Below are 10117 nucleotides of genomic sequence, written 5' to 3' on the forward strand. Positions count from 1 at the left end.
ACAAAAGCCCCCCCTCACGACAAGAAGCGTGCTAAGCAATCAGAGGGGGGGACGGGGGGGTTACTTCGTGGAAGATGCCGATCTGCTGGCCAGCGATCTGAATAACTCTTCAGCAGCAGCCTCAGAGCCAAGCAGGCAAACAACTAAAGCCTCATCGGGGTCGGTACCGAAAAAACGAACAACGTGACCACGACCAACTGGACCATGATTAACCCGCTTGATCAGACTAGGCCAGATCAGGCTACCTTCTGGGAGGGCTATGTACCGGTCTAGCAACCCGTGGGACTCGAAGCCAGAGCGAAGATTGTCGAGGAATTGTTGTTGCTCATCCCCATCAACCTGCCTCGCATGGACGAGTATCTGGTCATCAAAACCATAAACGCCAACAGAATATTTGGGCAGACGGGCCTCTTCAGAGGTCACAGGGGCATCGTAGAGCGACCTGAATCGTCTGACATATGCGATAAGATTGAGGTCGAGTAGGTCTGTACCAACCATGGCCAGGCAGCTTGTAGCTGACGCAGTTTTCTTGGTCAATTTGGTACTACTGGGCTTTTTTGTGCGGTGGGACATATTAGGTCCTCCTTTGGTGCACTTGCTTACAAAGAACCCTGTCAGGTGACAAGGCGGTTATCAAAACGGAACATTTGATATCGATGTAAGCTGTGACACGGAGAACCCTGATTGCGAAGAGTACGCAAGAAAAGAGGATTACTGCTGTGTTGTAGCGCCTCTACGCGGTTACGGGGCTCAAGGTAAGTGATGACGGCTGGGTCGTCAAGCCACACATCAAAAAAATTTACGAGCTAGCCATGCGCAAAAAACATGTTCTGCGCAGTTTCATAGGGGCTGAACCCCGCGCGGGCAGCCAAGGGGTAGCTACTGAATATGGGATGGGGCAGATCCACCGCCCCATCCCTACCATGAGCAACTGATGAGTATCACTTCATTCGCGAGGAGCATGTTCAACCTGTACACCACCCTGATGGCAAACGCCGGATGCAGACTGTGGCATCAAATGGGCTCACATGCCTGTCCATCCTGAATGTAATAATCCAGATAACAACATTGGCATCAGTGTTACCTCCATGACTGCTCACGTCTGATAGCAATAAACCAGATCGTGACAACTGCATCATGGAAGGGGTGGGTGATCGCGTCGATGTAGCGTGTGATCCGCTCACCCACCCCCACTGAACTCCTACCCCCTTTATAATCTGTTGATTGAATTTGAATTTTCTCACCGTCTCTTGCGCACATCCCTGAATCTGCTCCATTAGTTTGGCCTTGAGTGGTACCCCGGTCTCACCACCTCGATAACGGCAACGACTCGCATGATGGTGATAACAAGGTCGCTCCCCCTCGCTGAAAAAATTGAGTAATGACACCAAATGTTCATAGCTCTGCCGCTCCCCTCGTAGAGAGGGCAAAACGGCCCAATTTGCTCCGACCGGAGCCATAAATTGCTCTGAAATGGCGCGAAAATGGGGCAACGCGCAGGTGCGCATTTCGGGAGTTCATGCGGGTCATGGGTTGACTGGATGGTGTTATATGACCGTGGGGGTGTGAGGGAGCCCCACCCTCTCACACCAGGGCCTTGGCCCGCCTAATGCTAACTCTGAGTACCTATTGCAACTGGGCTATCGCAATATTCCCCCTCCAGCATTCCCTATCAGCGTTGCCTGCTGGTTCCCCACAATTGCCAAAACTCACTTGGTTTCCTATCTGACAGCCAGACTTGGCTCTGACTGGCCTTGCCTTCCTGCCTAGCTGGGTCCAGCTCCCTCCGGGACACCAATGTTACTAATATGTTTATCTTTTCGTGGTCCTTCTCGTGGTCCAATCCTTCTTCTCTATTTGGGCATCTGAGCTGTGCAATCTGCTCTGGCCTCTTGCTCCAGCTGTCATCCCGCGCACATGCCCCTGTTCATTCCACCTCAACTGCAGCCCTGACGCTGGAAAAAAGTAAGGCGGGATTGCTCCCGCCTGATCTTCTTACTGAGCGACATACAGCTCGACGCTGCACCTTGTATCTCTTGGCTCTCCCAGCTCCTTCTGGCAGGTCTTGCTCCGCCCCTTCTCGTCGAGCTCGAAAATCCGCTTGGCCTCGACTCGATAGACCCCGTACCGCGACTTGAGCGGGTTAGTGAATGGTCCTTCAAAATCAGTACTGCATTCCGAGCCGCAACTCTCAACAACAGTATGGCCGTTACTCTGGATCGTGATGAACTTGGTGGTACCACTACCCCCCGAGAAGTTGAAGCGCCGCTTGCCGACAAATGGTAGATCAGCGCGAGCTTGAGCCGACTCCTGAAGCCCTGTGGGCTGCTGGCTCTGTGCTGCCTCACACATCTTGCTCAGCAGTGCATCTATCATGATCTCCGACTGTGGCTGACCGTTTATCTCCAGTGCCTCCACGCTGAATTCCTCACCTTGAACCCACATCTGAAGCATGCCCCGTACAGGTCTATCCCCATATGTGAATGTGCCACTCACATTGACCAACTTGCGACCATCGGCGGCTTTACCTGCCGACCAATCGGGATCTTTGAAGAAGCTCTCGGCCTGCTGCTCCAAGGTCACGCCTGGGCAGCTATCCAGTTCGCCCTCTTTCACGGTCAGCTCGTCCCATTTGCTGAGCAATCCAGCTTGAGCAGCAGGGACCATCAGCAGTGAAACACTGGCCGCCAGAACGAGACTCTTTACCCTTACCATACCCATTGGAATGCCCTCACTGCTTGATAGTTGTAGCGTTTATCGAACTCTTCTTGGGTAAGGCAGAGCACACGGATGAACTCAATGACCGACAGTAAAACGGGGATCCCAGTTGTGCAGGCAGCCAAATAGATCAGACCCCAGCCCCAGTTGCCGGTGTAGAACTTGTGTAGGCCCAAACCGCCCCCAAAGAACATCAAGATGGCCATCAAGACCTTCCGCTTCCCCCGATGGTGAACGGTGCCTCCCGCTGGTGCTGATTGGACTGGTGTTTGTGTCGGTGAAGGTTCACGAATAGGCCATGCCGTCACATCGATTGGGTTGGGTATCACCGCAGCTATCGCTTTGGCTTTCTTCTTGGCCGTACCGAAGGTATCAATGGCATCAACGAAAGAGCCGGTCAGCGATAGCTCAACAATCCCTTCCTCTGGTGAGCTGAAATGCACTGTGACCCGTTGGCCAAACGGGTTAACCCCGTACTTCCAGGATGCTTCCAACTCTCCCTTGGCCCTATCAACTTTCTTGATGGTGCCACCCTCTGCTTGCAAGTGAGCGGCTACATGCTCGAAGACTGTCTCATAATCGTCATGACTGCGTAGAACGAGGTCAGATAGCGTAGTTATCGTGGGAGATCCCATGGTTTTGCTCCTTGTTGGTTGAACTACAGATAGTGGTGATTGGCCTCGACAGGTGGTGTCGGGGTTTGAAATAAATGACGTGAAATTTGGCTTACATCCGACTGAGCAGGGTCTTGAGGTCACGCTTGACCAGAGCCTGGATCCCCGCAGGGCTGATCACTTCAAGATGCGGCAGATACGTTTTGATCACGGGTAGCAGCTGAGCACCATCGAATACCCTGCTTGCCAACAAGATGCTGCCGTCTTCCAGTTCTCGGATCAGTGCCTGCTCGGGCAGGATGTTCCTGAGCTTGAATTCGTGGGCGATGGGTGAAGCCGCCTTGATAACGACTTCATGGGATGGGATGGCCTCTTGCTCGATCAACCGTTGGAGTATCTGTTGCTGAGGTTCTGCGATAGTGGCTGCTGCCTCCGTCAGCCTGATGAGCGATATTCGGGATAGGGGCTCAATAAACGGTGCTTCCGTGGATACACCTGCCAAGTACCAGCGGCCCCGCTTATTGACCAAGCGATATGGCACAACCTCTTGTTCTGTTTGCTCACCAACCCAAGTCAGCCTGGCTTTGAGCTGTTGGCTGATCGCTTTGGCAAGCGGCTTTAACCATTGGTGGTGGTTGTCATCTTCATCGAGTTGAAATCCTGACAGAACGAACACGGGGGACCCATTGGGGTTGAGCCATTGCTTGAGCAGAGCGTCGTGATCGTCCGGGAACAGCGCCTTGGCCCCAACTTGCTCACACAGCCGAAGGATCGCGGGAGTCGATGCTCTACCGAAATAGGATGGGTCAAGCCAATAGGTCTGCCCCTCACGCTCCAATGGCAAGTAAGCCAGTCTGACGTTCAGATCCCGTTGTATGGTGCGTGGTGAGACGTTGAACTCATGAGCCAGTTCGGAGATCACCAACCGCTGTCCGTGATTGAGCTTGGTCAGGATCACGCCGAGGCGCTGGGCTAAGGTGTCGTGTTCTGCCATCCAGGGGAGCATCGTTGTCAAAGGTATCCAAGTGTCACGGAGGTGCCCGACAGGGCGTGTCGACTTGGATTTTCACGACAGAGGGGGGCACGGGTAAGCAGAGTTGGCATTGGTGGCCGAGCTTTTGCATTTTCCCCGGCCCACTTGGACGGGAGCAGCAACGCCGATAATGCGAGCGGGATCCTGCTTTAGATTGATAAACGGGTGGCTCTGCGTGCGCAAGGTTCAGTGACGATTGCTAATAACCAAGGTTCTCCGGCCTCTCTTCCTGTCTGAGAATGACCAGCGACAGATCACCGTTCGAGGCCAGAGGCTGCCCCAAAATGCGCAAAAATGGGGGGCTCGCGCAGACTCGGATTTTCGGCGGCCATGCCCCGCATGAAGTGCTGGGGTGGTGTCCTATCCACGTTGGGGTAGAGTAACTATTGCCCCCTCCCTCCCCTGTGAGAAGGACTGTGTGGCATTGCTGCTCTGGGCCATGGTGTTTGGGCTCGATGGCGTTGCCCATGTCTGTGGCTCCTGCTTCTTTGCTTCAGAAACGGGCTTGGCTATCTCCTCTTGCCTGACTAACTAGACCTCGTTCCGCTGCCTTGTCGGGTTGGTACAGCCGAGCACCCTCCGGGCAGTCAGTGTTAGATTTTTGTTTGTCTTTTCATCCCCATAACTACCTTGCCATGTGTTGATGCCCCACGGGCACAGCCCGTATACCCCGACATACCACTCTCCTCAGCCACGCAGAGAACCTCGGCCTCTCCAGAGACAGCCACATCCATCACGCCCAAAAAACTCGCCAGCCCCCGAGACAAAGGCTGGCGAGTTAGGCAACGATGCCACTGGGCTACGCCCTGCATTCGCTTGCTTATCCTGCCCGTTGCAACGCAAGCGGCTCCACTTTGACAACACCTGGAGAGATCAACGCTTGCTCCACGCAGTTCGCTACTTGTGCACTGGTGTGGCGCAATCTGCTGGCGTGTAGATGTGCATACCGCTGACTGGACTGGCTGCTTGAATGGCCCAACTGTGCCTGTACGTCATACAAGGTGCCACCGCTGGAGACAATCAACGCAGCCACCGAATGGCGGCAGGTATGAATACATACTTGCCCTTCGATTTGTGCTCGTTTCAGCATCCGATTAAATGGCTTGGTGACGTTGTTCAGTGGTTGCCCCGGCTTCTGCCCTGGGAACAGGTAGGCGTTTCCCGCTATCACCGGCGTATCCTGCAAAACCTGCATTGCCATGTGATTCATATGCAGGATCCGGCTCTTGCCATTCTTGGTGTGCGGTATGAACAGCGTCTGATGCACCTTGTCGATGTGCTCCCACTTGGCAAGCCTCAACTCATCTTTGCGCAGGCCCGTCAGCAACAGCAATTTCACGTACTGCCCTGCATAGCGGTTCTCATCAGCATCCGCTGCCATGAACAAGCGCCGGATCTCAGCCTTATCTAGGAATCGGGTTCGCTGGTTGTTCTCGGGGAGCGTCTTCAGATAGACCAAGGGGTTCTGCTCCAGATACCCCATCCGCACACTCCACGTCAGGATCGCCTTGAGCAACGTGGTGATCCGGTTATTGGTCGCTGGCTTGCACTGGCTCATCAGGCTGGTTTGCAATGCTTGCCCTTGCTCCAGATTGATTTCCGATAACAGCCGAGAGCCCAGCGCCGGTTGCAGGTGATCCCGGAATCGCTGCTCGTCGTTCTGCCAAGAACGTTTATGGTGCTTGGCATAAGGCAGGTAATACAGTTGGAACAGCTCATGCAACGTGAGCTCTTGCCGTTTATCCTCCTTCAATTGCTTGGGGTCGATGCCCTGTGACAGCAGTCGTTTATAGTCTGTGGCAATCTCTCTGGCCGTGTTCAGGTCTACGTCTGGAAAGCGGCCTATGGCAATAGCCCGCTTGCGGCCATGCCACAGGTACCGCATCAGGAACTTCTTATTGCCCTCCCCTTTCCCCACCAAGCATTTGAGCCCCGAGATCTGGGTGTCGCTGTATTCGGCCTCCGTGGATTTTGCATTTGCGGGATTGGGTGGCAGCGCTTCAATCGCCTTTTGGGTGAAGCGAAAACGAGATGGGAGATCTGACATAGTTGAACTCCTGTTAACTGGTGTGAGCGGGGGCTGGCATTGCCCCAAGAAAAAACAGCACAGGGAGGTCGGATCCCTGTGCCGTTCTGGTGGTACTGATTTATCTGTTGGTGGTGATGTTAGCCGCTGATGGTTTACCAGCTCGCGGCCAACGGCTTTCCGGTCTATATCCGGTCTTGGGCGTCAGTCTGGCGTCACCGCCAGGGCGAATACGTCCATCTGGGCATAGCAGCAAAAGCTCTGTTGCCAGACGTCAAACCATTCATTCACCTCTGCCAGTGACATTTCACCCATCAACGAATGGGTGTACTCACTCATGCTGAAATCGAAATCCAACTCCTTGGCCAACTCGGTGGACCAGCCTTGGCCCACATAGGCAAAGTCGGTGACGTAGCGCAGATGCCAACCGTCATCCCAGCGTTCAAGGCGGATCTCGACAGGGTGATAGCCACCAGTTGTTGCGCTGTAGTCAGGATCTCGGTAGTTGAGGGTCAGGGCTGCAGGTGTGGAGCCATCCGGGATCTCGTCTGGAAAATCCTCCAGCGCTGAACTGATGGCCTGCTCCAGTAGCGTTTGCAGGTCGTGACTTATCCTCACAGGCAAGCCCGTGATAACGAGGGTAGGTTTCATGTTTGGTTCTCTTGAAGTGAAAGGTGGGGATTCGAGTGATGGAATAGAGCGGGCTGTCGATGTGGGTTAGTTGGTTGGCAGCTTGGTCTTGAGGCTATCAAACCACTCGGTATGCTTGCCCGTAATCAAATGTCCGAACCGTACTTCCGGTGCTGCCTTGGTCAATTCCAGATGGCGTAGTACGGCAGCCAGGAACCCCGCATTATTGCTACTACCTTTGAAGTGCCAGATCACCTTGAACAGGCCAGAGGTAAATGCCTTGTCCGGCTGTTGCTCGTTCAGCAGATCGACGACTTGCGCCAAGCCGAACCACTCCTTGGAACAGAGGCCACCGCCACTGCTGCCGGTCAGACGGATCAACAGCTCAGACTGTTCAGGTTCATGGCCTATCTCATAGCCCACAGTGGTAGTTGAGCCTGGCGAGAGCAACATGGCGACACCACTGGTCAAGATAACCTTGGCAGGTAGCGCGGGTTTATCGCTTGCCTTGTTCTCGGGCTGGTCATTGCTCTGCAGGCTGGCAGCTTGCTTGTTGGTCTTGCTGTTCATATTGGGATCCTCGGGTAAATCAGATAGTGGATTTCAGGTAGATGGTGGTGCCCAAGTCGGGCTGTGCCTGTTCAGGTTTTAGAACGAAAGCCAAATGCTGGAATACAGGGAGTGGAGCTGACAGGGCATCGAACGGTGTACCGTACCCAGTGAAGCGATAGGGCTCCCATGCTTCCACTTCTGGGAGAGGCAGCCAGAACACGGCATCTTCTGCGCAGTCGATCAGCTTGATCGTTCCCGCTGCTAACCGCCAATAGTCAGCGTAGTAACCGTTGTCGTCATCCCTGACTAACTCGCCGGTATGGGATGCTATCGAAATCAATACTTCAGGCGCTTCGCTGTGCAGGGACTTGGCCTTGAGGACGGTCGCCTCTTTGATCACGACCAGCAGCACAGGCTGATTTTCATCTGGCAGGAGCTCAGGAACATACATTCCATTCGTGATGACCTCCTGCATCAACAAGCTCAACGTCTGCCAGCTGTAGGCATAACCCTTTAGCGTCTCGTGGGAAGCGTATTTCCCTTCTTGAATGAACTCGTCCATGGCGATTCCCTCCTCAGTCTGCTGGGCCGGTGATGTAGCCGATAGTGCCGCCAATGATGGTGCCTGCGACGGCTCCTGGGATACCGCCTTTGGCACCTACGCCAGCTCCGGTGATAGCCCCCTTAATTGCTCCCTTGGTGCTGCCCTTTACCGTGAAATCAATGCTGCCGTCTCTCATTGGCTTGATGCTGATCGCGGCTACTTGTTTTCGCAAAATCTGGTGAATAAACATGCTCTGTCCTTTAAATCGTGGATATGAAAAAGGCCCTGAGTGGTTAGCTCAGGGCCTGATGTTCTGGATGAACATGGTTTTAATATGTGTTTGAATAACAGATAGATACTGATACTTTACGACTTAGCCCCATACAGGACCCTAAGCTATGAACGTATCAGAAACTGCAATGCAATGTCGCTATATGGAATACGAGGAAACCGATGCTTTCTACAACCGATTGGATGAACTGATTAAAGACAAGAACAAGGTTATTGTGCGCTTCATTGACCATAAGCTTGAGGTGGACTCGAAGCTGTGGAAGCGCCTTAAAAACTGCTCGAACGTTGGTGAAGTGTCAGCATCTTCGATCACCCCTTTATGCACAGCAAGATGCGCCTCTGTTATTGGGAGTGTTGGTCTTATTGCTTTAATCGCGTCTCTTATAGCGGTATTAATTGGTTACGGCATTTACAAAGGCTACCGTATTCGCCTAAAAGGAACTCCTCGAATTAATGGCGTAGAACTAGGAGAGTTTGAAATAGAATTTGATCCTCCAAAATAAAATTGAAGCGACCGGATATCCCCCAGACCACCACTGAACATATCCGGTCAACTCTGCTTCGGTGACTTTTGGCATCAGGGTTGCCGTCTGCGCTTGCTCTTGTCTGCCATCCCCTCTGATTGCGTCTCTCCGGTCTTGTCTCCGCTCTTACCATAGCCAATGCGCGCAGCGGCAAAGACCGGAGCTGGCGACCGGAGAAATGGCCTGACGGCGAACGCTGTTATCTACTCATCCGAGTGACACCATTCACCCCAAGCATAGCTTTACCAAGCGGACCAGATATGGACCGGAACTTGTTATGCGTACAGGAATGAGTAGTGAAAATACAGAGATTGGCCACGCTCATGGAGGTGCTCTTGCTGTGCACCTCCATCACCAGCTCCTGCACCCGGCTCTCGGGGACGGCCTGCAACGCCTTGAGCAGCTTGCCAAAATTCGTGTCGATGGCGAGCAGCAGCCCGGCCTTGTTGCTGGGGATCCCCATCACCTTCCTCCTTCATGCCTGCCACCCTGCCGTCCGGTCGGGATTGCCGCCAGCGGCGCCGAGCGCTAAGCTCGCGGCATCTGCGACCTGCGTTCCCACACCACCACTCCCGTCACAAGCAAGAACAGCAATGAATCAGCTCATTACCTATATCAAGGCCATCCATCGGCAACCTGGGCCAGCAACCATCACTCATCAGCAGAGTGAGCACTATAGCGAGAATGACGAGAGTGGCACCCTGATCCAGCACCAGCAAACCACCTATTGGTTCGCCAATGGGGTCGTCATCTGTCATCAGAGAGAGCAGGACCAGGTCCCCTCAGAACAGCTGTGCGCCGAATGCTGGATAAGCTATCGAGTTGTCACCAGCCACATGCCCATCACGCCGTCACGCAAGCTGTTCCACAATCCCTGTCAGGAGGCATTCTGGCTGAAGATGCAGGGCATCACGCCGACAAGGTGACGTAGGACTGATCCACTGGTGAAACAACAGCAGGGAGGGGGCTTAATAGACTCAACGATCACCGGCAGGCCATAATCTCCATCGACAAACAACAACTGAACCTCTCATGCGATTCTGGTCAGCCGTAAAAAACAGTGTCTAGTCCTGAAATAGGTTTACACATTTTCGGCTAGCATTTCTCCACTCAGAACCCCCGATGCACTGCATCGGGGGTTCTGTATTTCAACGCATGATGCGGCCGCTCCACGTTGTAGATATC

Annotated in this window: 12 protein-coding genes; 2 read left to right on the top strand and 10 right to left on the bottom strand. The window is 53.7% G+C overall.

Annotation, left to right across the window (positions count from 1 at the left end; genetic code table 11):
- Window positions 1-60 precede the first annotated feature (60 nt).
- The 9 genes from GWQ27_RS17970 to GWQ27_RS18010 all read right to left on the bottom strand — a co-directional run bounded on the left by GWQ27_RS17970 (window position 61) and on the right by GWQ27_RS18010 (window position 8367).
- A complete protein-coding gene (locus GWQ27_RS17970; protein ID WP_275907942.1) occupies window positions 61-573 on the bottom strand; it encodes a hypothetical protein in 513 nt (170 codons plus the stop codon).
- Between the two features lie 1422 nt (window positions 574-1995).
- Entirely contained in the window at window positions 1996-2721 is a 726-nt protein-coding gene (locus GWQ27_RS17975; protein ID WP_275907943.1) for a hypothetical protein, read from the bottom strand.
- Window positions 2709-3353, bottom strand: a complete 645-nt coding sequence (locus tag GWQ27_RS17980) for a TM2 domain-containing protein (RefSeq protein WP_275907944.1) — start codon at window positions 3351-3353, stop codon at window positions 2709-2711. The genes GWQ27_RS17975 and GWQ27_RS17980 overlap by 13 nt, the downstream gene beginning before the upstream one ends.
- Before the next feature lie 91 nt (window positions 3354-3444).
- Window positions 3445-4326, bottom strand: coding sequence for a WYL domain-containing protein (locus GWQ27_RS17985; protein WP_275907945.1), 882 nt, complete (start codon window positions 4324-4326; stop codon window positions 3445-3447).
- Window positions 4327-5185: 859 nt separating this feature from the next.
- A complete protein-coding gene (locus GWQ27_RS17990; protein ID WP_275907946.1) occupies window positions 5186-6412 on the bottom strand; it encodes a site-specific integrase in 1227 nt (408 codons plus the stop codon).
- Between the two features lie 183 nt (window positions 6413-6595).
- Window positions 6596-7042, bottom strand: a complete 447-nt coding sequence (locus GWQ27_RS17995) for a DUF2787 family protein (protein ID WP_275907947.1) — start codon at window positions 7040-7042, stop codon at window positions 6596-6598.
- Between the two features lie 66 nt (window positions 7043-7108).
- The gene (locus GWQ27_RS18000) at window positions 7109-7591 is read right to left on the bottom strand and encodes a hypothetical protein (protein ID WP_275907948.1); all 483 of its coding nucleotides are present in this window, start codon (window positions 7589-7591) and stop codon (window positions 7109-7111) included.
- Window positions 7592-7610: 19 nt separating this feature from the next.
- A complete protein-coding gene (locus tag GWQ27_RS18005; RefSeq protein ID WP_275907949.1) occupies window positions 7611-8135 on the bottom strand; it encodes a hypothetical protein in 525 nt (174 codons plus the stop codon).
- 13 nt (window positions 8136-8148) lie between these two features.
- Window positions 8149-8367, bottom strand: coding sequence for a hypothetical protein (locus tag GWQ27_RS18010; protein ID WP_069528337.1), 219 nt, complete (start codon window positions 8365-8367; stop codon window positions 8149-8151).
- 148 nt (window positions 8368-8515) lie between these two features.
- Between GWQ27_RS18010 and GWQ27_RS18015 the strand changes: the two genes are divergently transcribed.
- Window positions 8516-8911: a hypothetical protein gene (locus GWQ27_RS18015; protein WP_275907950.1), complete on the top strand. Its 396-nt coding sequence runs from the start codon at window positions 8516-8518 to the stop codon at window positions 8909-8911.
- A gap of 220 nt (window positions 8912-9131) precedes the next feature.
- Here GWQ27_RS18015 and GWQ27_RS18020 read toward each other — a convergent pair whose 3' ends face one another.
- Window positions 9132-9395 (bottom strand): hypothetical protein, encoded by a 264-nt coding sequence (locus tag GWQ27_RS18020; RefSeq protein ID WP_275907951.1) that lies wholly within the window; start codon window positions 9393-9395, stop codon window positions 9132-9134.
- Between the two features lie 130 nt (window positions 9396-9525).
- Between GWQ27_RS18020 and GWQ27_RS18025 the strand changes: the two genes are divergently transcribed.
- Window positions 9526-9858, top strand: coding sequence for a hypothetical protein (locus GWQ27_RS18025; protein ID WP_275907952.1), 333 nt, complete (start codon window positions 9526-9528; stop codon window positions 9856-9858).
- Window positions 9859-10117 lie beyond the last annotated feature (259 nt).

The sequence above is a fragment of the Aeromonas sp. 5HA1 genome (genome assembly GCF_029237245.1).
GTDB lineage: Bacteria > Pseudomonadota > Gammaproteobacteria > Enterobacterales > Aeromonadaceae > Aeromonas > Aeromonas salmonicida.

What these genes read in the sequence shown, in the direction of transcription:
- GWQ27_RS18025 (WP_275907952.1), top strand. Translation starts at nt 9,526, where the DNA reads ATGAATCAGCTCATTACCTATATCAAGGCCATCCATCGGCAACCTGGG.
- GWQ27_RS18015 (WP_275907950.1), top strand. Translation starts at nt 8,516, where the DNA reads ATGAACGTATCAGAAACTGCAATGCAATGTCGCTATATGGAATACGAG.
- GWQ27_RS18010 (WP_069528337.1), bottom strand. Translation starts at nt 8,367, where the DNA reads ATGTTTATTCACCAGATTTTGCGAAAACAAGTAGCCGCGATCAGCATC.
- GWQ27_RS17990 (WP_275907946.1), bottom strand. Translation starts at nt 6,412, where the DNA reads ATGTCAGATCTCCCATCTCGTTTTCGCTTCACCCAAAAGGCGATTGAA.
- GWQ27_RS17985 (WP_275907945.1), bottom strand. Translation starts at nt 4,326, where the DNA reads ATGGCAGAACACGACACCTTAGCCCAGCGCCTCGGCGTGATCCTGACC.
- GWQ27_RS17970 (WP_275907942.1), bottom strand. Translation starts at nt 573, where the DNA reads ATGTCCCACCGCACAAAAAAGCCCAGTAGTACCAAATTGACCAAGAAA.
- GWQ27_RS17980 (WP_275907944.1), bottom strand. Translation starts at nt 3,353, where the DNA reads ATGGGATCTCCCACGATAACTACGCTATCTGACCTCGTTCTACGCAGT.
- GWQ27_RS18005 (WP_275907949.1), bottom strand. Translation starts at nt 8,135, where the DNA reads ATGGACGAGTTCATTCAAGAAGGGAAATACGCTTCCCACGAGACGCTA.
- GWQ27_RS17975 (WP_275907943.1), bottom strand. Translation starts at nt 2,721, where the DNA reads ATGGGTATGGTAAGGGTAAAGAGTCTCGTTCTGGCGGCCAGTGTTTCA.
- GWQ27_RS18020 (WP_275907951.1), bottom strand. Translation starts at nt 9,395, where the DNA reads ATGGGGATCCCCAGCAACAAGGCCGGGCTGCTGCTCGCCATCGACACG.
- GWQ27_RS18000 (WP_275907948.1), bottom strand. Translation starts at nt 7,591, where the DNA reads ATGAACAGCAAGACCAACAAGCAAGCTGCCAGCCTGCAGAGCAATGAC.
- GWQ27_RS17995 (WP_275907947.1), bottom strand. Translation starts at nt 7,042, where the DNA reads ATGAAACCTACCCTCGTTATCACGGGCTTGCCTGTGAGGATAAGTCAC.